The following is a 25,845-nucleotide window of genomic DNA, read 5'->3' as shown; positions in this document are numbered from 1 at the left end:
CTTATTCCTTTCTGATTATAGTATTGGTTTAATAATTTGATAATCACAATTTTCTGGTAATAGCAACCTCAATTGTTGCTTTCGAGCTTTAAATGAAATTCATCCATAACCATAAATTTGAATGCCAATTTTTTCTTCATTATTTTTAGAAATTTTAATTTGATGTTCAACCATCTTAATATTTGGTTTTAAAAGTAAAATTTGTTGCTTTCAAATTCGCGAACAATTTTCAATCTTACTACGATGTAAAACTAATTTATTAGAACCATAAAAATGAAATGATGTTGCTAACCCTTCAATAAACGAAAATTGAAATAATCCCACAATAGTTATTGTTTTTCCATATTCTAATTGATAAGTTTTACTTTTAATTTTTGATTCAAAATTTAAATTACGATAAGCATTATTATTTAAATAATAATTTAATTCATTGCTATTAGCAAATCCTGGAGTATCATAAAAATATAAGTAGTCACGATAAGCAATAGCAATTAGATTCATTGTTGTATTAGGAAAATAACTTATTAATGATAATTTACGAGGAAACTGTTGTTGTAATGATAATACCTTATTAATTAATGAACTTTTACCAACATTAGTTTTTCCAATTCAATAAATATCAGTTTGTTGTTTTGTTAAAAGTTCAACAAATTCATCAATAAAATAATTTTTTGTACTACTAATAAGAATAATAACAATTGGTTCTAGTCCAATTAATGTTATTTGTTTTCTAACTCAATCTTTAAGTTTATTAAAAGCAATATATTGCATTATGGTATCAATTTTATTAATTATTAGATAAAATCTTAAATTCTTTAATTGATAATGATACTGCCAAATTAAAATTCCAAAAAAGTCGATTATATTAATAACATAAAAAAACTACCCCATCATTATTTTTAATCCTCATAAATAAATCATCATAATTATAATTAACATTATTAACATTTACTAGTTCATTATAATGTTTAATCCGAAAACATCGCCAACAATAAAAATGAGAATTATTTTGAATTTTTTAAATGTAACCAGCTTGTAAATTATTATTAGATTGTAATTCTGAACCACACCCATAACATGCCATCGCGAACATTTTAACGATTTAAAAAATTATTAAATTGTTTATTTTTAAGCATCATAATTTCTTCCTTATATGGTGGTTCAGAATTATTTCAAGGAGTTTCTAAAATTTTAATTATATTAACAAATTTAGGATGATAAAGAATACTACACAAACTATCAAAGCCTAAATTACCATAACCAATATTCTCGTGGCGGTCTTTAAGGGAACCTTTAATATTTTTAGAATCATTAAGATGAATAACAAATAATTTATCCAAACCAATTATCTTATCAAATTCTTCAATAACTTGTTCTAAATTATTAACTAAATCATAACCTGCATCATTCAAATGACAAGTATCCCAACAAACACCAACTAAATGTGAATATTTAACACCCCGAATAATTGTTTGTAATTGCAAAAAATTAATTCCTAATTCACTACCTTTACCTGACATTGTTTCTAAAGCAATTTTAATATTTTGATTAGGTTCCAACACTTCATTTAACCCATCAATAATATATTGTAAACCAATACTAGCATCAGCACCAACACTACTTCCAGGATGCAATACGATATATTTAGCACCAATTGCTAAAGAACGATTGATTTCTGTTTTTAAAAACTCCTTAGCTAGCATATAAGTATTAGGATTAATACTATTACCTAAATTAATAATATAGGGTGCATGAATAATAACATTATTAATATCTAAATTATGGTTTTCTAATCCTCGTTTAAATTCATCAATTTTTAACTGGTCTAAGGGTTTTCTTCTTGTATTTTGAGGGGCTCCCGTATAAAACATCATGGCATTAGCTCCATAACTAATAGCCTCATTTAATGCTCCTACTAGATAATCAGGACTTTTCATTGATACATGACAACCTAATATTAATTTATTTTTCATCAACATAATCACCTTTATATTTTAAGTTATATGGAAATTATACTATAAATTATTTTCTTATCTTACATAAAATAAGAAGTAAGGCGAATAACCTTACTTCTTAAAACTTTTCTTACGATATTTTTGAATAACTTTTTTAACTTCTTCTTTTCTTTGTTTTTTATAACCTGGTTTAATTGGTTGAGAATGATACTTGGAGATAACTTTTTGTAAATCATTTACTGATGCTTGGGGAATACTTTTAATAACCTTCTTTGTTGGCTTCTTAACTTTTTCATTTCATAATGTAAAATTAATTCCCTTTTTAGTTAAATATGCAATTCCTTCTTCGTCTGACGAATCATAAAATAAATAAGAATATCCATGATATTTTCCTCTACCTGTTCTTCCTGCACGATGAAAATAATATGTTAAATCATACGGTAAATTTAATGAAATAACATGTGAAACTCCTGTTAAATCAATACCTCTTGAAGCAATATCAGAGCAAACAACAAATTTAAATTCAAGATTATTAATTCGTTTTAGCATTTTAATGCGTTCACGCGATTTTAAACTACTATGAATTTGTCCGGCTTTAATATTTTGTTCTTGTAACAAATCAAGAACTTGGTTCATATCTTCTTTTTTATTAACAAAAATTAAACATAAAAATGGATCAACTGTTGTTAAAAGATTTTTCAAAATTTCAATCCGATTACGATATCGGGTTTTAACTAAAAAATGTTCAATATTTGTTTGAATTTTATAATCGCTTAAATCAAAAATTGTCGTATTTTTTAAATATTTCTTTAAAAAATTTTGTAATTCATTATTAATAGTTGCTGAAAATACCATAAATTGTGTATTTGAAGCAAGTTTTGATAATAAAAAATCTACTTCATTAACAAAATCTAAATCAAAAACCATATCTACTTCATCCAAAACAACCATCTTACTAGTAGTTAAAGCTAACGCTTGTTCATCAATCATTCGCTTTAATCTTGTTGGTGTTCCAATAACTAAATGCGGATAATTAGTATTAAACTTTTGCTTTTGTTGCTCTAAATCTTGACCACCAATTAAATTAGCAATTTTCAAATTAGGATTATTTTTAATAAATTTTTGACTAACATTATATATTTGCACCGCTAGCTCTCTTGTTGGTACAATTATAATTGCTTGCGTCTTGTTAATTGTTGGATTAATTTTACTTAAAACTGCTAATAAATAACCAACAGTTTTCCCAGTTCCTGTATTAGCACTAACAATAACATTTTGTCCCTTAACCATTAAAGGCAACATCTTCTTTTGAATATTTGTTGGAGCAACAAATTTTAATGAATCAATTGTTGCTAACACTTCATTACTTAAACCAATATCTTGAAATCTCATTACTACCACCTCTAAATAGTTTTATTAAAAACTATTATTTTTTTTCAAATCAGAAGTAATTATACCACAAAATAAAACCGCAGAGAATTTACTCTACCTATCGTTCATTAGGAAATCACAATATATTCTTTTAAATTTGTTATTTTTGAAATAAAATTAATAAATAGAAAAAAACTATAAAACTTGAAAGTTTTACAGTTTTTATTAAATATCTATTTCAAATAAACTAAAGGGCGCATAAAGTTTTGTTAGGTGGGAAAAGGTTTGAATAAGTATTAAGGACAGTCAGCAATGATTGTCTTTTTATTTTATAAGGTGTTAAAATTTGTTCTTTGAAAATTAAATACAAGTGAATTAATAATGTTGGTATGTATTAAAGCACGATAAATTGTGGGTGGTCGCCATAACCAAAAGAAGTTTACCAGTTGATAGATAACACCCTATTAGCTATAGCAATTTGTTTCGTTTTGCAATAAAAAAATGAATGGGTGGATTTCCTAAAAATATACACGCTATTAAATTAGTTCCAAGGGTAGGATGCGGATGTTAAAGTGTAGAAATTTCTATATAGGGGATATACTAAGTTTAAAATTATTAAAATCTTTATCTAATTAAAAAATAAAATTTACTAACAAAGCTTGTTAAACACTTAAATCTGCGATATATAAGTGTTTAAAAAACTAAGTTAACTAACTTAGTTAATATAACTTAGTTTATCTATAAGAAAGGTAATTTATTATGAAAAACATTGAAAACATTTTCTTAAATACTAAAAAATATCTCTTAAAAGAAACGCAAAACGCAATGCTTATTAAAGCCCCAAAAATTCCATGATTTAATAAACAAATCGGCATTTGGTTTCCAAAGCGATTTGTTTATAAAGGAAAATACGAAAATTCAATTTGCATTGGAATAATAAAAGATAGTAAATATCAAGTAATTTCAATTAATCAACAAGAGCAAGAAACTAAGTTAATTAAAGGGCAAGAATTGTTGGGTTTCTTCATTGCCGAAAAAGAAAACAACAAAAAAGATATAAATTATAACTATTTTAACTCAATTTATAATTTGCAATTATTAATTTAACATAAAAGATTTATTTAAAATTAAAGAATTTAAATAATAAATTCATTTTTTGTTGTGGCAAAATATTAATTTTTTAGATAAAAGACATAATTAATTAAAATTATATTTTTCTATTACTGTCTTTTTACAAATATTTGTAATTTTTTTAATAGGTTATGCAAGAAGTCTAATATTGAATACTAATTCTAGAAAAACATTTATCTTTAAAAAAATAAACTAACAAAATTTAACTTTGTTAAAGTTTCTCTACCAAGAAAGGTGATTTTTTATGTTAGAAATTAATAATAATGTAAAAACCATAGAAAACAAGCATTGATTCAGTTTATTGGCAACTCATAAAAATATGTACACCAATAAATGTCAACAATTAGCTAATGAATATGAAAAATTAGATGAATACTTATATAAATATCATTATCGCTTAAAACAAGGTTATAAAGTAGTTCATTTTGCAACAAGAACAATTATTACAATTTTTGGTGAAGTTGTTTTTAAACGACGCCGATATAAATATTGAAATCAAAAATCAGGTAAATTTGAATATGTATGTTTGTTAGATAAAGAAATTGGTCTATTACCCAAACAACGCATTTATTTTGATGTTCAATTTAAAGTTTTAAGTCTTTTGGGTGATGGTAAACGCTATCGCGATGTTTTAGATACTCTAAATCATTGTTATATTTCAAAAGCTAGTATTTCAAGTATTTTAAATAAATATGATATTAGACTTCTTGCGATACCTTTTTTATTAAAATATTCTTATAAAATATAATTTATGAGGATATCAAAATATGAACAATAATAAATTTAATACTCTTAATGATAAAGAATGGTTAAGATTAACAGGAATAAAAAAATCCACTTTTAATAAAATGTTAGATATTTTACAAGTAGCTGAAATAGAAAAATTTAAAAAAGGTGGTAAAACTAATAAATTATCACTAGAAAATAGATTATTGATGACTTTATCATATTGACGAGAATATCAGACTTATTTTCATCTTGGTAAAAATTTCGGAATTAGTGAAGCTAATTGTTATCGCAATATCAAGTGAATTGAAGATATTTTAATTAAAAACTCTGATTTTCAACAACTTGCTGGTAAAAAAGCACTAATAAATGATTATTTTAATGATAAAACTATTATTATTGATGCTACCGAAACTCCAATCCAACGCCCAAAAAAAGACAAAAACAATCTTATTCTGGTAAAAAGAAAAAACACACCATTAAAACACAAGTAATTATCGAACAAGAAACCAGAAAAATTATTGCAACAAGTTTTTCACTTGGGAAAAAACATGATTATGCTTTATTTAAAGAATCAAAAATCCCAATTTTAAAAAATACCAAATTAATAGTTGATAGTGGTTATCAAGGAATACAAAAAATTCACAATAATGTTCTAATACCTACAAAGAAAACAAAGAAAAACCATTTAAATAAAGCACAAAAACAACATAATAGACTAGTTTCAAAAATGAGAATTATTATTGAAAATATTTTTGCTATTCTTAAAAAATTTAAAATTATGACAGAAAAATATCGTAATCGTAGAAAAAGATTTGGTTTAAGATTTAATTTAATTGCCTCAATTTATAATTTGCAATTATTAATTTAACATAAAAGATTTATTTAAAATTAAAGAATTTAAATAATAAATTCATTTTTTGTTGTGGCAAAATATTAGACTTCTTGCGATACCTTTTTTATTAAAATATTCTTATAAAATATAATTTATGAGGATATCAAAATATGAACAATAATAAATTTAATACTCTTAATGATAAAGAATGGTTAAGATTAACAGGAATAAAAAAATCCACTTTTAATAAAATGTTAGATATTTTACAAGTAGCTGAAATAGAAAAATTTAAAAAAGGTGGTAAAACTAATAAATTATCACTAGAAAATAGATTATTGATGACTTTATCATATTGACGAGAATATCAGACTTATTTTCATCTTGGTAAAAATTTCGGAATTAGTGAAGCTAATTGTTATCGCAATATCAAGTGAATTGAAGATATTTTAATTAAAAACTCTGATTTTCAACAACTTGCTGGTAAAAAAGCACTAATAAATGATTATTTTAATGATAAAACTATTATTATTGATGCTACCGAAACTCCAATCCAACGCCCAAAAAAAGACAAAAAAATCTTATTCTGGTAAAAAGAAAAAACACACCATTAAAACACAAGTAATTATCGAACAAGAAACCAGAAAAATTATTGCAACAAGTTTTTCACTTGGGAAAAAACATGATTATGCTTTATTTAAAGAATCAAAAATCCCAATTTTAAAAAATACCAAATTAATAGTTGATAGTGGTTATCAAGGAATACAAAAAATTCACAATAATGTTCTAATACCTACAAAGAAAAACCATTTAAATAAAGCACAAAAACAACATAATAGACTAGTTTCAAAAATGAGAATTATTATTGAAAATATTTTTGCTATTCTTAAAAAATTTAAAATTATGACAGAAAAATATCGTAATCGTAGAAAAAGATTTGGTTTAAGATTTAATTTAATTGCCTCAATTTATAATTTGCAATTATTAATTTAACATAAAAGATTTATTTAAAATTAAAGAATTTAAATAATAAATTCATTTTTTGTTGTGGCAAAATATTAATTTTTTAGATAAAAGACATAATTAATTAAAATTATATTTTTTTTATTACTGTCTTTTTACAAATATTTGTAATTTTTTTAATAGGTTATGCAAGAAGTCTATTGTGTAAAAATTCAATAATATGATAAAATGGTAATGAATAAAAATGACAATAACAAGAAAGGTATGGTTAGTTTAGTAACTAAATAATATAATTAGCTGATTGTTTTACTTCTTCAAAGCAAATACCTAAGAAAACTAAACGCGACCTAAAATAAATCTCAATTTGCAATTTTTGCAGTCTTATGCTTTTAAAAATTCTATTTATTCTCTCTTCACATATAAACTAAACAATCAGCTGGTTCACCACAAGCACAAGTACCAGCATTTTCTTTATCTTCTTTAAAATCTACTTGCGCATCAAAAAATTCTGAATAACCAGTTTCAATTGATTTATTTGCTAATGGTCCTTTATTAACAGCCATAATAATTGTTTTTCCTTCGCTTAATGCTGATGTAACTAAATCAATATTACCATCAAAGATTTCTACAACATTTTCCAAATTTTTAGGCATTATTATAACTCCTTAAAATTATATATTTCTTACTAATTAATAGCTTCAATAGCCACAGTAATAACTTTTCTTAAAGCATCACAAGAGCTATTAAATTGGTCTTGTTCTTGTTCACTAATATCCAATTGTACTACTCTTTCAATGCCATTACTTCCTATGACTGCGGGAATACCTGTATAAATATCTTTTTGGTGATATTCACCGTTTAAATAAGCACCCACAGGTAAAATCACTTGTTCATCATTTAAAACTGCTTTAACAATTTTTGCTAAACAAACACCAATTCCATAATGAGTAGCTTTTTTTAATTTAATTATTTCATAAGCTTTTTGAATAACTAATTTATGAATTGATTTTAATGTTTCATCATTAATCAACTGGTTTTTCTTTAAAGTCATTAAATTTTCAGCACCAACAATTGCTTTGGAATATAATGCAACGGATGAATCACCGTGTTCACCAGCAATATATGCGGTCACCGATGTTGGTGAAATTTTAAAATGTTCTCCTAAAGCAAACATTAATCGCGAAGAATCAAGAATTGTTCCTGATCCAAAAATACGATTTGTAGCAAAACCACTAACTTTTTGAGCAATAAATGTTAATACATCAACAGGATTAGAAGCAATAATTACAATACCGCCAAATCCAGAATTTTTAATTTCTTTCATAATATTACTAATTATTTTAGCATTATCAACTACTAAATCTAGTCTTATTTCATCAGGTTTTTGCGGACGGCCAGCGGTAATGACAATAATGTCAGCATCTTTACAATCAAGATATGAACCGTTTGTTATTTTATGAAAAGGTCTTTCTTGTCATGCTAAAGTATCCTCAAAGTCTAATCTATTACCGTGGGCAACATCTTGAAAAGCATCAATTAAAACATATTCTGATGCTAAACCAGTATTAATGCAAGAATACAAGAATGATGAGCCTACTGCTCCACAACCAACTAAAACTATTTTTCTTCTATTATTCAATATTACCTACCTCCTATTAAGTTTATTTTATCACTTTTTTAACATAAATTATTTTACAAATATTAAATCTCTTGAAGACTTAGTTAATATTTCATAACCTTTCTTAGTTACTAAAATATCATCTTCAATTCTAACACCACCTAATTGAGGAATATAAATTCCTGGTTCAACAGTAATTACCATTCCTACTTCTAAAATAATATCCGAATTATTCGTTATATATGGATATTCATGAACTTCAATGCCTAAACCATGACCAGTACTATGAGTAAAATATTTACCATAACCTTTTTTAGTAATATATTCACGACATATTTTGTCAATTGTACCTGATGATATTCCAGGAGCAATCGCCTTAATTCCTAAATCTTGAGCTTCTAAAACAATCTGATAAATATCTTCTAATTTTTTATCTAGTTTATTACCAATAACAAAAGTTCTTGTCATATCAGAACACAACCCTTGATAAATAACACCAAAATCACAAGTGATAATTTCATTATTATTTATTACTTTATTAGTAGCCCTACCGTGGGGTAACGACGAACGAACACCTGATGCTACAATGCAATCAAAACTCGGTTTTTCACCACCAAATTTAAGGAAATTATCAATAATAATTCTTTCTAATCGCTTCTCGGTCATATTAGGTTTTACTTTTTTAATAATTGCTTTAAATGTTTTATCACCGATCTTAGCAGCCTGTTTTAATTTTTTAATTTCATCCTTAGTTTTAATCATACGGATTTTGTTTACTAATACAGCTTTTAATGAAACCGTTAATTTTTCACTTCAAGTTGTAAATAAAGCATATGAAGTATATTCGCTTTCAAAACCTAATGTTATAATGTTATGTTTCTTAATTAATTCATTTAATTGTTCATAAATATTTTCCATTAAAATAATGTCATCAATATTTTTTGCCTGCACTTTTCCATCTTCAATATATCGTCCATCTAAAATTAAAAACGACTTTTCTTTAGTAACTAATAAATATCCTGCTGTTGAAGAAAATGTTGTATATCACAAACGATTATAATCAGATGCAATTAATAAACCATCAACTTTTTGTTCTTTTAATAGTTTTTTAACAATTTTATTTTGCATAATATTTATCCTTTCGTATTAATAAATTAAATATAAAAAAAAAGAAAAGGATTATTTCTTTTCTTTATGCATTGTTTTTGCGTTACAACGCGAACAATATTTATTAAATTCTACTCGTTCGGGATGCAACTTTTTATTTTTCTTATCAATATAATTTTCTTCTTTACAAATTTCACAACGTAATGTAATACCTTCACGCATCCTTATTCCTCCTTTTATACCCAATATGTTAAATTATATAACAAATTACTAACAAGTTACTAACAAATTACTAACACATAAAAACTGCAACAATTAATATCAACACTAAACTGGCAATACTCTTTTGCAATATTAAAACTTAAATTATGATTATTTATTAACTAATTTTGGACAATAAAATAAAAATATAAAAATCCAAAACCACCAAAAAAGGATATTAATAAAAATAAATTAACTTTAAAACGATACAAGCAAACAAAACTAATAATAAAACTGATTACTAAATAAAGCATTACTTGAATAGTTTTAGTACTCTTTTCATAAATCCATGAAAAATTATTATCTAAAAAAATATTACTAATTAGACCAATAACTACTCAAATTAAAATTGCAATCGTTACTGGTTTCATTATTTTATAAATATTATGAAATAATTTATTTTTGGAATTTTTTCAAGATTTATTATTAGCTCAAATCATAATAAATGCTGCTGGCACAGTCATCAAGATATATGCTACTAAAACTAAAATAATAGTAACACCAATATTATGATTAGGTTTAGTTATTATTGTTGCTAAAAATCCTGTAATTTTTGTTGCAAAAGGTCCAGGTGTTGCATTAGTTAAAGCAAAAATCGTTTCCAATTCAGGAGAACTAATAAGTAATATATCACTAACACGATTTAAAATATCTAAAAAATAATACTTAAATAAAGCAAAAAAAGCTTGCCCACCACCAAAAGTTACTAAACCAATTATTAAAACGCCAATAAAAAATAGCAAAATTAACATTATTTTTTGCCTCGTTTCTTTTTCGGTTTATGTTTTTGTCTTAACCGCAGATAATTATAAAGAATAGTAACCAAACAAGAAATAATAATAACAACTGCCGGAAAGTTTAAATACCACAAATTCAGTTGTCATGTTAAAGCAAGATATCCCACACATAAGAAAATAATCGGAATACTAATAGTTAAAGATAATTCCTTCATACTATTTCTTAACATTTTAAAAATCATTTTCGTTAGCAATGCTAAAATAACTGGTAAGATTGCTAAATTAATATAATAGACTTCTTGCATAACCTATTAAAAAAATTACAAATATTTGTAAAAAGACAGTAATAGAAAAATATAATTTTAATTAATTATGTCTTTTATCTAAAAAATTAATATTTTGCCACAACAAAAAATGAATTTATTATTTAAATTCTTTAATTTTAAATAAATCTTTTATGTTAAATTAATAATTGCAAATTATAAATTGAGGCAATTAAATTAAATCTTAAACCAAATCTTTTTCTACGATTACGATATTTTTCTGTCATAATTTTAAATTTTTTAAGAATAGCAAAAATATTTTCAATAATAATTCTCATTTTTGAAACTAGTCTATTATGTTGTTTTTGTGCTTTATTTAAATGGTTTTTCTTTGTTTTCTTTGTAGGTATTAGAACATTATTGTGAATTTTTTGTATTCCTTGATAACCACTATCAACTATTAATTTGGTATTTTTTAAAATTGGGATTTTTGATTCTTTAAATAAAGCATAATCATGTTTTTTCCCAAGTGAAAAACTTGTTGCAATAATTTTTCTGGTTTCTTGTTCGATAATTACTTGTGTTTTAATAGACTTCTTGCGATACCTTTTTTATTAAAATATTCTTATAAAATATAATTTATGAGGATATCAAAATATGAACAATAATAAATTTAATACTCTTAATGATAAAGAGTGGTTAAGATTAACAGGAATAAAAAAATCCACTTTTAATAAAATGTTAGATATTTTACAAGTAGCTGAAATAGAAAAATTTAAAAAAGGTGGTAAAACTAATAAATTATCACTAGAAAATAGATTATTGATGACTTTATCATATTGACGAGAATATCAGACTTATTTTCATCTTGGTAAAAATTTCGGAATTAGTGAAGCTAATTGTTATCGCAATATCAAGTGAATTGAAGATATTTTAATTAAAAACTCTGATTTTCAACAACTTGCTGGTAAAAAAGCACTAATAAATGATTATTTTAATGATAAAACTATTATTATTGATGCTACCGAAACTCCAATCCAACGCCCAAAAAAAGACAAAAACAATCTTATTCTGGTAAAAAGAAAAAACACACCATTAAAACACAAGTAATTATCGAACAAGAAACCAGAAAAATTATTGCAACAAGTTTTTCACTTGGGAAAAAACATGATTATGCTTTATTTAAAGAATCAAAAATCCCAATTTTAAAAAATACCAAATTAATAGTTGATAGTGGTTATCAAGGAATACAAAAAATTCACAATAATGTTCTAATACCTACAAAGAAAACAAAGAAAAACCATTTAAATAAAGCACAAAAACAACATAATAGACTAGTTTCAAAAATGAGAATTATTATTGAAAATATTTTTGCTATTCTTAAAAAATTTAAAATTATGACAGAAAGATATCGTAATCGTAGAAAAAGATTTGGTTTAAGATTTAATTTAATTGCCTCAATTTATAATTTGCAATTATTAATTTAACATAAAAGATTTATTTAAAATTAAAGAATTTAAATAATAAATTCATTTTTTGTTGTGGCAAAATATTAATTTTTTAGATAAAAGACATAATTAATTAAAATTATATTTTTCTATTACTGTCTTTTTACAAATATTTGTAATTTTTTTAATAGGTTATGCAAGAAGTCTAATGGTGTGTTTTTTCTTTTTACCAGAATAAGATTGTTTTTGTCTTTTTTTGGGCGTTGGATTGGAGTTTCGGTAGCATCAATAATAATAGTTTTATCATTAAAATAATCATTTATTAGTGCTTTTTTACCAGCAAGTTGTTGAAAATCAGAGTTTTTAATTAAAATATCTTCAATTCACTTGATATTGCGATAACAATTAGCTTCACTAATTCCGAAATTTTTACCAAGATGAAAATAAGTCTGATATTCTCGTCAATATGATAAAGTCATCAATAATCTATTTTCTAGTGATAATTTATTAGTTTTACCACCTTTTTTAAATTTTTCTATTTCAGCTACTTGTAAAATATCTAACATTTTATTAAAAGTGGATTTTTTTATTCCTGTTATTCTTAACCATTCTTTATCATTAAGAGTATTAAATTTATTATTGTTCATATTTTGATATCCTCATAAATTATATTTTATAAGAATATTTTAATAAAAAAGGTATCGCAAGAAGTCTAATATAAATATTTAATATCAATATATTTAAATAGTAAAGTTGCAAGAAAAATAAAAGCAATCATATTAGGCAAATATGCAACAAACGATGCTAATAGTGCTCCGATAATACCAGCTATTTTATAATCAACAGAAGCTGATACTTGAAAAATGCTTGGTCCAGGAATAGTATTTGCTAAAATTAATAAATGATTAAATTCATCCTCAGTTATTCATCGCTTCTTAACTACAACTTCATTTTTAATTAAAGGCATTACGGCATTACCGCCACCAAAACCAAAAAAAGATATTTTCAAAAAAACATAAAACAATTGTCAATATAATTGCCATTTTGAGTATTTTGTTTTTTTCATCATATCAACCTTTAATATCTTATAAAAAGAAAAAGAATCAGCATCTAATTCTCTTTCTTAATAATTTCAATAATAATTTATTATTTTCTTAGTTTTAATTGTTCAATTACTTTACGATAACGATTAATATCATGAGTTTTTAAGTAATCTAACATATTTCGTCTTTGTGATACTTTTCTTACTAAACTTCGTTCAGTAACAACATCTTTACGATGTATTTTTAAATGTGCAGTTAAATTAGTAATAGCCTCTGTTAAAATTGCTATTTGTACTTCTGCTGAACCCGTATCTTTTTCTTTTCTACCAAATTTAGCAATAATTTGTTTTTTATCCTCAGCTGTAATTGCCATTTAATAAATCCTCCAATAATTATAAACTTAACTAAAACAAATTAATAAAACAGAAGGTATTTTAAAAACTTGTAATAGTCGTATTCGCATAAATATTAACCTATTTTACGAAAATATTCAAGTGTTTTGCTGTAATCTTCACTAATTAACTGTTTTAAATGTTCTAAACTTTTAACAGCAACATTATCTCGTAAATACTTTAAAAAGGAAATTTTAATTTTTACACCATAAATATTATTATTGAAATTAAGAATATATGATTCACATTTTAAAACATTATCAATTCTAATAATACAAGAAATTGCTTGATAGTTTTTATTATCTAAACTAACATTAGTAATATAAACACCCTCATTTAATATTGAAAAATTATCATTTAAATGAATATTTGCTGTTGGAAATTGAATTTTATTACCTAATTTATTACCTTTAACAACAATAGCTTTAATATTATAAGGTTGCAATAATAACTTATTAGCACTAACAATTTGTTTTTTTTGTAGTAAATGAAAAATATATGTTGTTGATACCCGAATATCATTATTAATTAAAACTTTATTAACAACAATTACTTTAGAAAAATTTTTCTGCAAATGACTAATATTTCCCAGACCAAAATTTGCAAAACGAAAATCATCACCAACAACGATAATATCAATATTCAATTGTTTAAGATAAAAAATAAACTGTTCAACTGATCATTTTCTTGTATTATCATTAAATGGAAAAATAACAAAATTATCAAATCCCATTAATGAAACTAATTTTTGCTTATCTTCCATATCAAGCAAATCATCATATTGTTGTTGTAAAATTATTTTCTTTGGTGCTATTGAAAAAGTAAAAAATAGTGATTGATAATTATTTTCTTTAGCTTCCTTTAATACTGTTTGAGTTAATAACTGATGTCCAATATGAAGCCCATCAAAAAATCCTAAACACGCTACTTGTTTATTTGAAAATTGCTGTTTTTCATCAATAGTATTAATTATTTTCATCATTTCATAATCCTTTTTTACAATAATATTTATTATCTAGTCCCTTAACATATATTGCTAATGGAATTTGATTATTATCAGTTAACAATACAGTATCATTTTCAACATCTTTTAATTGAATAACCTTACCATTTTTAATATCTTTTGTTTCCTTAACATTAATAATTGGCATATAGTCTTGTAATACATTTGATAGTGAAATCATATTTCGTTCTTGAATTTTATCAAGTTCGCAACAATTACTAATCTTATATGCGCCACTAGCTACTCTTTGCAATTTTTTTACTGTTGCTATCGTATTTAAAGTTTTAGCAATATCTACTACTAAACTACGAATATATGTTCCTTTTCAACATTTAACTTTTAAAGAAACATAAGGAAAATCAAAACTTACTAACTCTAAATAATCTAACTTAACAAGTCGTTTTGCTAATAATACTTCTTGTTCCTTGCGAGCATATTCATAAAGTTTTTTCCCTTGAAACTTAATCGCCGAATATTTAGGGGGTATTTGATTGTATGATAACGGAAAAAAATTTAAACAATTAAGAAATTGTTCTTTTGTAATTAACTTATTATCATTAGCAATAACATTACCAGTAATATCACCACTATTAGTTAAAACATTAAATTGCATTGTTACTAAATACTCTTTCGTTTCGTTCAATAATAATGAAGAAATCTTTGTCGCTTGATTGACCAAAATTATTAGTACACCCGTAGCTAGAGGGTCTAAAGTTCCGGCGTGACCAACTTTATAATATTTAAACTTTTTTTTAAGATAAGATACTACTTGATGCGACGTCATCCCAGTAGGTTTATCAATTAGTAAAATTCCTGAATTCATTATAATAAAAAATCTCCAAAGATATTATATCATACTTAAAAGACCTTGAAAAATTTACCAATACAACTAAAAAGGAAACAATTAAATTGTTTCCTCCAAAAACTTAATACACATATTTTCTCAACTCTTTCAATATGCGTAAGCATTAAGTAAAACTATTACTAGAATTACTTAGTTAAATATTAACACAATATAATCAAATTATCATCCTTTTTATTAGCAACAAGAAATAATTTTAAGCCATCATTAAATTTAAGTAATTATTCAGTTAATCATTGCTGTCGTTTTTCTTTTTCTTGTTGGTTTCTTTCTTGCTCTGCTTTTGCTTGTTGGACTAGCATTTCCTTTGCTACTTTGGCAGTTTCTGCTTCAAGTTTAAAAATATTTTCTAATATTCCTTTTTCTTCTTCAATTTGTATATTTTCTTGCGTCTTTTTATTATTAGCTATTTTCTTATTAAGTTCTATTTCGGAATAATTAGAACTATTAGTATTGATAGTAAAGTCTATTAAATCAATAGACTTCTTGCATAACCTATTAAAAAAATTACAAATATTTGTAAAAAGACAGTAATAGAAAAATATAATTTTAATTAATTATGTCTTTTATCTAAAAAATTAATATTTTGCCACAACAAAAAATGAATTTATTATTTAAATTCTTTAATTTTAAATAAATCTTTTATGTTAAATTAATAATTGCAAATTATAAATTGAGGCAATTAAATTAAATCTTAAACCAAATCTTTTTCTACTATTACGATATTTTTCTGTCATAATTTTAAATTTTTTAAGAATAGCAAAAATATTTTCAATAATAATTCTCATTTTTGAAACTAGTCTATTATGTTGTTTTTGTGCTTTATTTAAATCGTTTTTCTTTGTTTTCTTTGTAGGTATTAGAACATTATTGTGAATTTTTTGTATTCCTTGATAACCACTATCAACTATTAATTTGGGATTTTTTAAAATTGGGATTTTTGATTCTTTAAATAAAGCATAATCATGTTTTTTCCCAAGTGAAAAACTTGTTGCAATAATTTTTCTGGTTTCTTGTTCGATAATTACTTGTGTTTTAATGGTGTGTTTTTTCTTTTTACCAGAATAAGATTGTTTTTGTCTTTTTTTGGGCGTTGGATTGGAGTTTCGGTAGCATCAATAATAATAGTTTTATCATTAAAATAATCATTTATTAGTGCTTTTTTACCAGCAAGTTGTTGAAAATCAGAGTTTTTAATTAAAATATCTTCAATTCACTTGATATTGCGATAACAATTAGCTTCACTAATTCCGAAATTTTTATTAAGATGAAAATAAGTCTGATATTCTCGTCAATATGATAAAGTCATCAATAATCTATTTTCTAGTGATAATTTATTAGTTTTACCACCTTTTTTAAATTTTTCTATTTCAGCTACTTGTAAAATATCTAACATTTTATTAAAAGTGGATTTTTTTATTCCTGTTAATCTTAACCATTCTTTATCATTAAGAGTATTAAATTTATTATTGTTCATATTTTGATATCCTCATAAATTATATTTTATAAGAATATTTTAATAAAAAAGGTATCGCAAGAAGTCTAATATAAGAAAAAACAAATTCATATCATGGATTTAAATAAGTTTAATGATTCAATTTTTAATAAAGAAACTTTAATAGGAAAGTTAGAATTAACTAAAGAAAATTTGAGTAATCCAATGCTTTTAAATAATTTGTTTGTCGGAGAAAACTATTCTTGTTTGGATGATTTTTTATGTGTGGCAAAAAAATGACAAGATATGCAACTTCGTTTTAATGCAGCAACAGCTCACATAGAAATAGAAAATAAGATGGTGGAACAAGAAAATGAACGCCGAGAAATAGAAAAGAAATTTAAAAAAATTAATGAATTAAATATCAAAAAATTAAAATGTGGTAATTTAAATGATGCGGAATTAAAGATTTTTAATTCGTATCAACAAGATCTTGATTCTTTAGGTATTGTTAATTATTACGATCATATGTTTCAATGAGAACAAAGTTCCAAAAATAAGTATTTGCTAGCAGCTAAAGAAAAACTGTTAGTAATTAATGAATAGGAATTAAAGCGAAGAAAAATGAGTAACGAAATGTGAATACATCAACAAAAAGATATTTTATATACAATGAAATCAAAAAAAGAGTTTGAAAATAACTTAATAGTTTATAAACAAAAATTAGAGAAAGAAAATAAGATTATAGCAGAAGAAGATAATAAATATCAAGTTACTATACCGGTAGCATTAATTAAAGAACGAGCTATAAAAAATAAACTTAGAAAATTAGAAAGACAAGAATATAACAAGCAAGCTCACTTAATTGAAGAAGAAATAAAAAGAAATGATGTTTGAACAAAATTATGAGATTTAGAATAGACTTCTTGCGATACCTTTTTTATTAAAATATTCTTATAAAATATAATTTATGAGGATATCAAAATATGAAAAATAATAAATTTAATACTCTTAATGATAAAGAATGGTTAAGATTAACAGGAATAAAAAAATCCACTTTTAATAAAATTTTAGATATTTTACAAGTAGCTGAAATAGAAAAATTTAAAAAGGTGGTAAAACTAATAAATTATCACTAGAAAATAGATTATTGATGACTTTATCATATTGACGAGAATATCAGACTTATTTTAATCTTGGTAAAAATTTCGGAATTAGTGAAGCTAATTGTTATCGCAATATCAAGTGAATTGAAGATATTTTAATTAAAAACTCTGATTTTCAACAACTTGCTGGTAAAAAAGCACTAATAAATGATTATTTTAATGATAAAACTATTATTATTGATGCTACCGAAACTCCAATCCAACGCCCAAAAAAAGACAAAAACAATCTTATTCTGGTAAAAAGAAAAAACACACCATTAAAACACAAGTAATTATCGAACAAGAAACCAGAAAAATTATTGCAACAAGTTTTTCACTTGGGAAAAAACATGATTATGCTTTATTTAAAGAATCAAAAATCCCAATTTTAAAAAATACCAAATTAATAGTTGATAGTGGTTATCAAGGAATACAAAAAATTCACAATAATGTTCTAATACCTACAAAGAAAACAAAGAAAAACCATTTAAATAAAGCACAAAAACAACATAATAGACTAGTTTCAAAAATGAGAATTATTATTGAAAATATTTTTGCTATTCTTAAAAAATTTAAAATTATGACAGAAAAATATCGTAATCGTAGAAAAAGATTTGGTTTAAGATTTAATTTAATTGCCTCAATTTATAATTTGCAATTATTAATTTAACATAAAAGATTTATTTAAAATTAAAGAATTTAAATAATAAATTCATTTTTTGTTGTGGCAAAATATTAATTTTTTAGATAAAAGACATAATTAATTAAAATTATATTTTTCTATTACTGTCTTTTTACAAATATTTGTAATTTTTTTAATAGGTTATGCAAGAAGTCTAATATCTTTAGTTCACCTCCTAAAATAATTACTTTATTAGTGGTACTTAACTTTATTAAAAGGATATTTTAATATATATCTTTTCATATTAATTTAGAAAAATGTTTACAAATTATTTTCTAAATATTATAACTCAAAAAATTTTAAATAAAATAAAAAAAGAATAATTAAATAATTATTCTTTTAAGTTTTAATATAGCCAACTTTCTGGCATTAAAATGTTGGTTGCCCAATTAATGAACCAATTACTAAAAATACTATTGATAATACCATAATAACTATTAACAAAGGCCAAAGTCCTTTTAATAATGAACCATATGAAATATGTGAAAGAGCAATAGCTCCCATAACAACACCAGAAGTTGGAGTTACTAAATTAACAATTCCTGATGCTAAACTAAAACTAGTAATTGCTCCTGATGTTAAACCAACCCCTAATGCAGGAGCAATAATACTAAAAACTGCTGTTGCAAAACCACTAGCAGAAGGAATTAAAAATGATAAAGGAATAAATAAAAAATATAACATTAAAGGAATAACTCATTGTGGTAAATTAACAATACTATTTTTAATTCCCGCAATCAGAATTTCTTGCATTCCTGTGCGTTGTAAAATTTCTGTAATTCCACCAGCTAATGCAATTACTAAACAAACAGATAAAATAGCAGAACTTCCTTGTAAAATATCATTAACTAACATTTGTTCTGATTTTCAATTAACAAAACCAATAATAATTGTCGCAATTAAAAAGAACGAAGAAACTTCTAATAAACCGCCTACACCAACTCCCGGAATAAATTTGGTTATATATGGCACTTCAGTATTAATTTTTTTTCCAAATTCTTTAAAAATACTAATGCCAAATTCATTTCAAGCAATTAAATAAAAAATCATTACTACAAATGCTAAAGCAAATAAGATCAATGAAACAACTCTTCGCTTTGTTAATGGTACTTCCAAAATTGATTTTTTAAAAATTTTTTGATGCTCACTATGCATTGAAAAAACAACTGAATTATGCTTATCTTTTTTAACACGATAAGCATAAAACATTACAAACCCTATCGCCACCGCTGTCATTACAATTCAAATTATAACTCTTCAAATTATTCCAGTAGTTACTGCTAACTCACCAACAATTCCACCATTAATTGCAGCCTGAACAGCCGTACCAATTAAAAATGGATTAATAATTGAACCTAAAACACCAATCCCAGCTCCTAATAAAATAATTAATAATCCCGTAAAAGCATCAAATCCCGCAGCTAAAATAATTGGTAAAATTAACGCATAAAATCCTAATGTTTCTTCTGCCATCCCATATGTTGTTCCTGAAACGGAAAAGAAAATCATTAAAATCGGAATTAACCACAATTCCTTATTTTTTAAATTAGAAATTAATCTACCAATCAAAGCATCTAAAGCTTGAGTTTTCATCATCACATTAACAAAAGCACCTAAAATTAATACAAAGATAATAATTGATGCCCGACCTTTATTAGTAAAACTTTCCATTGGAACTCAAAAAATATCAATAATTCCTGCTGGCGTTTTAGCAACCGCCGGAATTCAAGATAAAAAAACTAAAATAACAATAATTAAAAATAAAATAGTAAATGCCGTTGGCATTTTAAATTTAAATCACTTTTTCATATCGCTAATTAACCATTACTACTAGCACAGCTCATCTAATAATATTAATTTCTAAAAATTTTCTCACTTCAAAACTAAATTGATATTTACTATCCTTCATAATTTGTATCCCTTTCTAATTTCACATATTTGCATATATTTTAGCACAAAAAACAACAAGAATTAACTTGTTGCTTCTCATAATATTTAATTTAACAAAGAAAAAGACTATTTTTTATAAACTGAAACTTTCGTTCTCTTTTTACCATAGCGCTCATATTTAACAACACCCTCAACTAAAGCAAACAAAGTATCATCACCACCACGACCAACACTATTTCCAGGATGAATCTTAGTTCCCCGTTGACGATAAATAATCGCCCCCGTCTTCGCTAATTGTCCATCACTTAACTTAGCACCTAATCGTTTAGAATGTGATTCACGACCATTACGACTAGAACCAACACCTTTTTTAGAGGCAAAGAATTGAATATCTAACTTAAATCTCATCATAATAATTATATCTCCTTAATTTCTATATTTTGTGGATATTGCTCAGCAATAGTTTGCAACTGATAAACCATTGTATTCAACACAATTTGATTAACAGCTTGTGTTTCGAAAACCTTAATAATAATATCATCCTGAACCGAAATACTAATACTATCCTGACATTGCCGATCTAATGCATTTAAAGTTCCAAAAACAACAGCACTAATCGCACTACAAACAATATCTTGACCCTTTGCTTTAAAACCAGAATGACCACTAACAATTACTTGATAATAATTATTTTGCTGTCTTTGAATCTGAACCCGAACCATTATTACTATCACTAATTTCTGCTGTCGGCACAGTTTTTGACTTAGTTTCAACAACTTTAGAAACCTTTTTTGCTCCATCTAATAAAATATCAATAATTTTCACTTGTGTATATGGTTGACGATGACCATACTTAGTTTTACTATTTTTCTTTGCTTTATAAGTAAAAACCACAATCTTTTTTTCTTTACCTTGTTTAATTATTTGACCAACAACCTTAGCATTTGGTACGAACCTTTGACCAATGTTACCATCAATCATTAAAACCTTATCAAACTCAACAATATCGCCAGCATTACCAACGATTTTTTCAATTCAAATTACTTGTTCCTTTTCAACGCTTAGTTGTTTGCCACCAGTTAAAATAATAGCAGACATATATACATACCCTCCAGCTTAGACTCGCCAATTTAGGTGAGATTAAACTACTTATAACCTATTTCGTGCGGTTGAAACCGTTTAAAGTTATCACAAATTAATCTTGCAATACTTACAACATTAATAATTATAACCTAAAATAAATATTTTCGGTAGCAAAATATGTAAATTTTTTTATGTCCTAATCTTCATTATTACTTATGACAAATAATAAAACCTAAATTTTCTAATTATATTTAAATATCAAATTTAAAAAGATTTGTTTCAATAATTTTATCTTTAATCATTTGATCTCTTTTTTCAATAACATCTTTATCTCAATTTTTATTTTCTTTCCAAATGCGTTTAACAGCATAATCACCAAAAGTACTTTCATCTTTTGATAATCAAGATGATTTTTTATTAAGTAATTCTTTATTAGACTTCTTGCATAACCTATTAAAAAATTACAAATATTTGTAAAAAGACAGTAATAGAAAAATATAATTTTAATTAATTATGTCTTTTATCTAAAAAATTAATATTTTGCCACAACAAAAAATGAATTTATTATTTAAATTCTTTAATTTTAAATAAATCTTTTATGTTAAATTAATAATTGCAAATTATAAATTGAGGCAATTAAATTAAATCTTAAACCAAATCTTTTTCTACGATTACGATATTTTTCTGTCATAATTTTAAATTTTTTAAGAATAGCAAAAATATTTTCAATAATAATTCTCATTTTTGAAACTAGTCTATTATGTTGTTTTTGTGCTTTATTTAAATGGTTTTTCTTTGTTTTCTTTGTAGGTATTAGAACATTATTGTGAATTTTTTGTATTCCTTGATAACCACTATCAACTATTAATTTGGTATTTTTTAAAATTGAGATTTTTGATTCTTTAAATAAAGCATAATCATGTTTTTTCCCAAGTGAAAAACTTGTTGCAATAATTTTTCTGGTTTCTTGTTCGATAATTACTTGTGTTTTAATGGTGTGTTTTTTCTTTTTACCAGAATAAGATTGTTTTTGTCTTTTTTTGGGCGTTGGATTGGAGTTTCGGTAGCATCAATAATAATATTTTTATCATTAAAATAATCATTTATTAGTGCTTTTTTACCAGCAAGTTGTTGAAAATCAGAGTTTTTAATTAAAATATCTTCAATTCATTTGATATTGCGATAACAATTAGCTTCACTAATTCCGAAATTTTTACCAAGATGAAAATAAGTCTGATATTCTCGTCAATATGATAAAGTCATCAATAATCTATTTTCTAGTGATAATTTATTAGTTTTACCACCTTTTTTAAATTTTTCTATTTCAGCTACTTGTAAAATATCTAACATTTTATTAAAAGTGGATTTTTTTATTCCTGTTAATCTTAACCATTCTTTATCATTAAGAGTATTAAATTTATTATTGTTCATATTTTGATATCCTCATAAATTATATTTTATAAGAATATTTTAATAAAAAAGGTATCGCAAGAAGTCTATTAAATAATTTTTCACATTTTTCAGAAAATATTTTATTGGAAATAGATTTATTTAATTTTTCATGTAATAATGTACAATTACCTAATTTATAAATATAATCTTCTATACTATGTTCTTTATTTTTTCAAAATTTATCTTTTGTTTCTCATTCCTTATATTTAATAGGCATAATATGTTCTAAATTAATATTATGAAATGAAATATCTTCATTTTCATAACTATAAGTCAGAATACTATATAAATATCATTTAATAATATTATTATCTTCATAACCTCGTTCATAATCAATAATCTCTTGTGAAATTTTCTTAACATCACTAAAATAACTATTCATTTTTTCAATCAACTTTATTATTGAAAGAAAATCATCATCATTTTTTTGTTATTATCTAGTTTTAGAAAAGCTAATTTATATTTTAATGTAAAAACCATAATTTTTTTAAAATCATTTTCTATAAAATTAGCTTGCTCACCTCCAATTTTTAACTTTAGTAAATAATATTTATAAAGCTTATCTATAAAAATAAAAATTTCATTTTCTAAAAAATAATTACCTTCCCTATTTACCAAAAGCATACTTACTAAAATAGGTTTTATAGATTTGTAATTTAGCAAATTTAAACCTACTATAATCTTATTAACATTTTTATAATTAGAATGTTGATACTTCTTCTCTGATTTAAAAAGTTCATGATATAGTTCCAAATATTTTAATGCCTTATCTACAAATTCAACTGCAATTTGATAACTATCTTTTTTATTTGTAAGCTTAATTAGTTGAAATATTTCACGAAAATTAGATATTAAATTGCTTTTTTTAACTTTTGTTATATCTTTAAATTTATCAAAATAACATGCTTTAAAAAAATCTAATAAAAAAATATCAACATCTTTCAAATCTCTATAACACATAACAATTTTTTTCTATGTCAGCAATATCTGTCTCAAATTTATCAATTTTTTGTTCAGCATAATATTTATAAATATTATTTTTAATAATATCAAATGCTGATAATTGCAATCCTTTAGCCTTTATTGTTTCAAAAATTTTTGGTGCTTTATCCTCATTAGCTAATTCAAAAATAGCAAACTTAAAATTAGGAACTATTTTATAAAATAATCAAACCATAACTACAAATGTTTTATGATACTTTTCTCCATAATCATTTTCTCATTTAGGTCTTAAAAAATGCTCATGCTTAGATACAACTTCTTCATTATCCAACTTTTCAATTAACTTCGATAAAAATTCTTTAATTTGATTATAAGCTTTATAAACTTTTGTTTTACGTGCTTTCTTTAAGTCTTTATCTTTCAAATTAAAAGAATTATCATTTTTTTTAGGAATTAATTCTTTAAATAAAAGTTCTCAAACATCTTTATCATCCTTTTGATGAGTTACATATTTTAAATGCTCATATTTAACTTCAAAATTCGGTTTGTCTGAATTATAAAATAATAATTTCCTAATATAAAAATAAAATTCTTTAAACTGTTTCTTAAACCTACTAACATTGTTTTCTTTGATATAAATTTCTTTATACTCATCTAACAAACTAAATGATGCTAATAAAAATAAATATCAAGTTGTAATTCTTTGTTGCCCATCTATTACTTCTTTAAACTGAAATTCCCCATTTATTCTCGTATTAGTTAAATAAATTGTTCCAAAAAATATATCTTCAGAATATTCTATCTTTTTAGGTAAATCATTTTCTTCTTTAGCAATAAAGCCTTTGTCAAATAATTCTGTAATTTCTTCTAAAAAATCCTTAATTTGTTGTTCACCTCAAGCAAATTTTCTCTGATATATAGGTATATAAAAACTATATTCTACTCCATCTGAATCTTTTAATAGACTTCTTGCATAACCTATTAAAAAAATTACAAATATTTGTAAAAAGACAGTAATAGAAAAATATAATTTTAATTAATTATGTCTTTTATCTAAAAAATTAATATTTTGCCACAACAAAAAATGAATTTATTATTTAAATTCTTTAATTTTAAATAAATCTTTTATGTTAAATTAATAATTGCAAATTATAAATTGAGGCAATTAAATTAAATCTTAAACCAAATCTTTTTCTACGATTACGATATTTTTCTGTCATAATTTTAAATTTTTTAAGAATAGCAAAAATATTTTCAATAATAATTCTCATTTTTGAAACTAGTCTATTATGTTGTTTTTGTGCTTTATTTAAATGGTTTTTCTTTGTTTTCTTTGTAGGTATTAGAACATTATTGTGAATTTTTTGTATTCCTTGATAACCACTATCAACTATTAATTTGGTATTTTTTAAAATTGGGATTTTTGATTCTTTAAATAAAGCATAATCATGTTTTTTCCAAGTGAAAAACTTGTTGCAATAATTTTTCTGGTTTCTTGTTCGAT

General features: G+C 24.0%; 39 protein-coding genes, 1 pseudogene and 1 other annotated feature. Of the genes and pseudogenes, 13 read left to right on the top strand and 27 right to left on the bottom strand.

Annotated elements, in window-relative coordinates; genetic code table 4:
* Positions 1-15: 15 nt before the first annotated feature.
* The 3 genes from AACK86_RS02910 to AACK86_RS02900 form a co-directional block, all read right to left on the bottom strand.
* Positions 16-771 carry a GTPase gene (locus AACK86_RS02910; protein WP_338982541.1) on the bottom strand — a complete coding sequence of 252 codons (756 nt, stop codon included), beginning with the start codon at positions 769-771 and terminating at the stop codon, positions 16-18.
* Between the two features lie 323 nt (positions 772-1,094).
* A complete protein-coding gene (locus AACK86_RS02905; RefSeq protein ID WP_338982539.1) occupies positions 1,095-1,973 on the bottom strand; it encodes a deoxyribonuclease IV in 879 nt (292 codons plus the stop codon).
* Between the two features lie 93 nt (positions 1,974-2,066).
* A complete protein-coding gene (locus AACK86_RS02900; protein ID WP_338982537.1) occupies positions 2,067-3,347 on the bottom strand; it encodes a DEAD/DEAH box helicase in 1,281 nt (426 codons plus the stop codon).
* 738 nt (positions 3,348-4,085) lie between these two features.
* Here AACK86_RS02900 and AACK86_RS02895 point away from each other — a divergent pair.
* From AACK86_RS02895 to AACK86_RS07325, 6 genes are all read left to right on the top strand, one after another.
* Entirely contained in the window at positions 4,086-4,433 is a 348-nt protein-coding gene (locus AACK86_RS02895; protein ID WP_338982535.1) for a hypothetical protein, read from the top strand.
* Positions 4,434-4,701: 268 nt separating this feature from the next.
* Entirely contained in the window at positions 4,702-5,205 is a 504-nt protein-coding gene (locus AACK86_RS02890) for a UPF0236 family transposase-like protein (RefSeq protein ID WP_338982533.1), read from the top strand.
* A gap of 19 nt (positions 5,206-5,224) precedes the next feature.
* Entirely contained in the window at positions 5,225-5,677 is a 453-nt protein-coding gene (locus tag AACK86_RS07340; protein ID WP_338982632.1) for a transposase family protein, read from the top strand.
* Positions 5,662-6,054, top strand: a complete 393-nt coding sequence (locus AACK86_RS07335; RefSeq protein ID WP_422398306.1) for a transposase family protein — start codon at positions 5,662-5,664, stop codon at positions 6,052-6,054. Before AACK86_RS07340 ends, AACK86_RS07335 begins: the two co-directional genes overlap by 16 nt.
* 134 nt (positions 6,055-6,188) lie before the next feature.
* Positions 6,189-6,608: a transposase family protein gene (locus AACK86_RS07330; protein ID WP_422398295.1), complete on the top strand. Its 420-nt coding sequence runs from the start codon at positions 6,189-6,191 to the stop codon at positions 6,606-6,608.
* Complete coding sequence (locus AACK86_RS07325; protein WP_422398294.1) at positions 6,550-7,008, top strand: transposase family protein; 459 nt, start codon at positions 6,550-6,552, stop codon at positions 7,006-7,008. The genes AACK86_RS07330 and AACK86_RS07325 overlap by 59 nt, the downstream gene beginning before the upstream one ends.
* Before the next feature lie 368 nt (positions 7,009-7,376).
* Here the strand turns inward: AACK86_RS07325 and AACK86_RS02875 are convergent, their stop codons facing one another.
* The 7 genes from AACK86_RS02875 to AACK86_RS02845 all read right to left on the bottom strand — a co-directional run bounded on the left by AACK86_RS02875 (position 7,377) and on the right by AACK86_RS02845 (position 11,512).
* Positions 7,377-7,631, bottom strand: a complete 255-nt coding sequence (locus AACK86_RS02875) for a hypothetical protein (protein ID WP_338982530.1) — start codon at positions 7,629-7,631, stop codon at positions 7,377-7,379.
* 32 nt (positions 7,632-7,663) lie between these two features.
* Entirely contained in the window at positions 7,664-8,620 is a 957-nt protein-coding gene (locus AACK86_RS02870) for an L-lactate dehydrogenase (RefSeq protein ID WP_422398348.1), read from the bottom strand.
* Positions 8,621-8,665: 45 nt separating this feature from the next.
* A complete protein-coding gene (locus AACK86_RS02865) occupies positions 8,666-9,724 on the bottom strand; it encodes a Xaa-Pro peptidase family protein (protein ID WP_338982526.1) in 1,059 nt (352 codons plus the stop codon).
* Positions 9,725-9,775: 51 nt separating this feature from the next.
* The gene (gene rpmG / locus AACK86_RS02860) at positions 9,776-9,925 is read right to left on the bottom strand and encodes a 50S ribosomal protein L33 (protein ID WP_215826806.1); all 150 of its coding nucleotides are present in this window, start codon (positions 9,923-9,925) and stop codon (positions 9,776-9,778) included.
* Between the two features lie 161 nt (positions 9,926-10,086).
* A complete protein-coding gene (locus AACK86_RS02855; RefSeq protein ID WP_338982524.1) occupies positions 10,087-10,716 on the bottom strand; it encodes a chromate transporter in 630 nt (209 codons plus the stop codon).
* Positions 10,716-11,006, bottom strand: a complete 291-nt coding sequence (locus AACK86_RS02850; RefSeq protein WP_338982522.1) for a hypothetical protein — start codon at positions 11,004-11,006, stop codon at positions 10,716-10,718. The genes AACK86_RS02855 and AACK86_RS02850 overlap by 1 nt, the downstream gene beginning before the upstream one ends.
* Before the next feature lie 155 nt (positions 11,007-11,161).
* Positions 11,162-11,512, bottom strand: a complete 351-nt coding sequence (locus AACK86_RS02845; RefSeq protein ID WP_338982670.1) for a transposase family protein — start codon at positions 11,510-11,512, stop codon at positions 11,162-11,164.
* Positions 11,513-11,621: 109 nt separating this feature from the next.
* Between AACK86_RS02845 and AACK86_RS07320 the strand changes: the two genes are divergently transcribed.
* Positions 11,622-12,074, top strand: a complete 453-nt coding sequence (locus tag AACK86_RS07320; protein WP_338982632.1) for a transposase family protein — start codon at positions 11,622-11,624, stop codon at positions 12,072-12,074.
* Positions 12,059-12,451: a transposase gene (locus AACK86_RS07315; protein ID WP_422398347.1), complete on the top strand. Its 393-nt coding sequence runs from the start codon at positions 12,059-12,061 to the stop codon at positions 12,449-12,451. The genes AACK86_RS07320 and AACK86_RS07315 overlap by 16 nt, the downstream gene beginning before the upstream one ends.
* A 113-nt stretch (positions 12,452-12,564) precedes the next feature.
* On the opposite strand, the gene AACK86_RS02835 is transcribed toward AACK86_RS07315, so the two are convergent.
* The 7 genes from AACK86_RS02835 to AACK86_RS07305 all read right to left on the bottom strand — a co-directional run bounded on the left by AACK86_RS02835 (position 12,565) and on the right by AACK86_RS07305 (position 17,189).
* The gene (locus AACK86_RS02835; RefSeq protein ID WP_338982518.1) at positions 12,565-13,059 is read right to left on the bottom strand and encodes a transposase family protein; all 495 of its coding nucleotides are present in this window, start codon (positions 13,057-13,059) and stop codon (positions 12,565-12,567) included.
* 65 nt (positions 13,060-13,124) lie between these two features.
* On the bottom strand, positions 13,125-13,421 hold the full coding sequence (locus AACK86_RS02830) for a chromate transporter (protein WP_338982516.1): 297 nt from the start codon (positions 13,419-13,421) through the stop codon (positions 13,125-13,127).
* A 137-nt stretch (positions 13,422-13,558) separates the two neighbouring features.
* A complete protein-coding gene (rpsO, locus tag AACK86_RS02825) occupies positions 13,559-13,828 on the bottom strand; it encodes a 30S ribosomal protein S15 (RefSeq protein ID WP_338982514.1) in 270 nt (89 codons plus the stop codon).
* A gap of 95 nt (positions 13,829-13,923) precedes the next feature.
* Positions 13,924-14,826 carry a riboflavin biosynthesis protein RibF gene (ribF, locus tag AACK86_RS02820; protein ID WP_338982512.1) on the bottom strand — a complete coding sequence of 301 codons (903 nt, stop codon included), beginning with the start codon at positions 14,824-14,826 and terminating at the stop codon, positions 13,924-13,926.
* Positions 14,813-15,673 carry a tRNA pseudouridine(55) synthase TruB gene (truB, locus tag AACK86_RS02815; protein WP_338982510.1) on the bottom strand — a complete coding sequence of 287 codons (861 nt, stop codon included), beginning with the start codon at positions 15,671-15,673 and terminating at the stop codon, positions 14,813-14,815. The genes ribF and truB overlap by 14 nt, the downstream gene beginning before the upstream one ends.
* A gap of 686 nt (positions 15,674-16,359) precedes the next feature.
* Positions 16,360-16,752 carry a transposase gene (locus AACK86_RS07310; RefSeq protein WP_422398346.1) on the bottom strand — a complete coding sequence of 131 codons (393 nt, stop codon included), beginning with the start codon at positions 16,750-16,752 and terminating at the stop codon, positions 16,360-16,362.
* Positions 16,737-17,189, bottom strand: coding sequence for a transposase family protein (locus AACK86_RS07305; RefSeq protein WP_422398293.1), 453 nt, complete (start codon positions 17,187-17,189; stop codon positions 16,737-16,739). Before AACK86_RS07305 ends, AACK86_RS07310 begins: the two co-directional genes overlap by 16 nt.
* Positions 17,190-17,282: 93 nt before the next feature.
* On the opposite strand from AACK86_RS07305, the gene AACK86_RS02805 reads away from it, so the two are divergent.
* From AACK86_RS02805 to AACK86_RS07290, 5 genes are all read left to right on the top strand, one after another.
* A complete protein-coding gene (locus AACK86_RS02805) occupies positions 17,283-17,753 on the top strand; it encodes a hypothetical protein (RefSeq protein ID WP_338982506.1) in 471 nt (156 codons plus the stop codon).
* A gap of 30 nt (positions 17,754-17,783) precedes the next feature.
* Positions 17,784-18,068, top strand: a complete 285-nt coding sequence (locus tag AACK86_RS02800; RefSeq protein WP_338982504.1) for a hypothetical protein — start codon at positions 17,784-17,786, stop codon at positions 18,066-18,068.
* A 65-nt stretch (positions 18,069-18,133) separates the two neighbouring features.
* Complete coding sequence (locus tag AACK86_RS07300) at positions 18,134-18,286, top strand: hypothetical protein (protein WP_422398292.1); 153 nt, start codon at positions 18,134-18,136, stop codon at positions 18,284-18,286.
* Positions 18,287-18,300: 14 nt separating this feature from the next.
* Complete coding sequence (locus tag AACK86_RS07295) at positions 18,301-18,585, top strand: helix-turn-helix domain-containing protein (protein ID WP_422398291.1); 285 nt, start codon at positions 18,301-18,303, stop codon at positions 18,583-18,585.
* Positions 18,570-18,962 carry a transposase family protein gene (locus AACK86_RS07290; protein ID WP_422398306.1) on the top strand — a complete coding sequence of 131 codons (393 nt, stop codon included), beginning with the start codon at positions 18,570-18,572 and terminating at the stop codon, positions 18,960-18,962. The genes AACK86_RS07295 and AACK86_RS07290 overlap by 16 nt, the downstream gene beginning before the upstream one ends.
* A 381-nt stretch (positions 18,963-19,343) precedes the next feature.
* Here the strand turns inward: AACK86_RS07290 and AACK86_RS02790 are convergent, their stop codons facing one another.
* The 10 genes and pseudogenes from AACK86_RS02790 to AACK86_RS07275 all read right to left on the bottom strand — a co-directional run bounded on the left by AACK86_RS02790 (position 19,344) and on the right by AACK86_RS07275 (position 25,762).
* Positions 19,344-20,783, bottom strand: a complete 1,440-nt coding sequence (locus AACK86_RS02790; protein WP_338982502.1) for a YfcC family protein — start codon at positions 20,781-20,783, stop codon at positions 19,344-19,346.
* A gap of 207 nt (positions 20,784-20,990) precedes the next feature.
* Positions 20,991-21,272, bottom strand: coding sequence for a 50S ribosomal protein L27 (rpmA, locus tag AACK86_RS02785; RefSeq protein WP_338982669.1), 282 nt, complete (start codon positions 21,270-21,272; stop codon positions 20,991-20,993).
* A gap of 8 nt (positions 21,273-21,280) precedes the next feature.
* Positions 21,281-21,586: a ribosomal-processing cysteine protease Prp gene (locus AACK86_RS02780; protein ID WP_338982500.1), complete on the bottom strand. Its 306-nt coding sequence runs from the start codon at positions 21,584-21,586 to the stop codon at positions 21,281-21,283.
* 85 nt (positions 21,587-21,671) lie between these two features.
* Positions 21,672-21,962, bottom strand: a pseudogene (gene rplU, locus AACK86_RS02775) (50S ribosomal protein L21); the annotation flags it as partial.
* A gap of 10 nt (positions 21,963-21,972) precedes the next feature.
* Positions 21,973-22,045, bottom strand: a sequence feature (ribosomal protein L21 leader region).
* Positions 22,046-22,548: 503 nt separating this feature from the next.
* A complete protein-coding gene (locus AACK86_RS07285) occupies positions 22,549-22,941 on the bottom strand; it encodes a transposase family protein (RefSeq protein WP_338982644.1) in 393 nt (130 codons plus the stop codon).
* Positions 22,926-23,378, bottom strand: a complete 453-nt coding sequence (locus AACK86_RS07280; RefSeq protein WP_422398290.1) for a transposase family protein — start codon at positions 23,376-23,378, stop codon at positions 22,926-22,928. The genes AACK86_RS07285 and AACK86_RS07280 overlap by 16 nt, the downstream gene beginning before the upstream one ends.
* Positions 23,379-23,397: 19 nt before the next feature.
* A complete protein-coding gene (locus AACK86_RS02765) occupies positions 23,398-23,781 on the bottom strand; it encodes an HNH endonuclease family protein (protein WP_338982497.1) in 384 nt (127 codons plus the stop codon).
* A gap of 17 nt (positions 23,782-23,798) precedes the next feature.
* Positions 23,799-24,344 (bottom strand): hypothetical protein, encoded by a 546-nt coding sequence (locus tag AACK86_RS02760; protein ID WP_338982495.1) that lies wholly within the window; start codon positions 24,342-24,344, stop codon positions 23,799-23,801.
* Between the two features lie 4 nt (positions 24,345-24,348).
* Positions 24,349-25,224, bottom strand: coding sequence for a GmrSD restriction endonuclease domain-containing protein (locus AACK86_RS02755; protein WP_338982667.1), 876 nt, complete (start codon positions 25,222-25,224; stop codon positions 24,349-24,351).
* A gap of 247 nt (positions 25,225-25,471) precedes the next feature.
* Positions 25,472-25,762, bottom strand: a complete 291-nt coding sequence (locus AACK86_RS07275; protein ID WP_422398345.1) for a transposase family protein — start codon at positions 25,760-25,762, stop codon at positions 25,472-25,474.
* Positions 25,763-25,845: the final 83 nt, after the last annotated feature.

The sequence above is a fragment of the Spiroplasma endosymbiont of Eupeodes luniger genome, assembly GCF_964019525.1.
Taxonomy (GTDB): Bacteria; Bacillota_I; Bacilli_A; order Mycoplasmatales; family Nriv7; genus Nriv7.
This window is presented reverse-complemented; position numbering and strand designations above follow the sequence as displayed.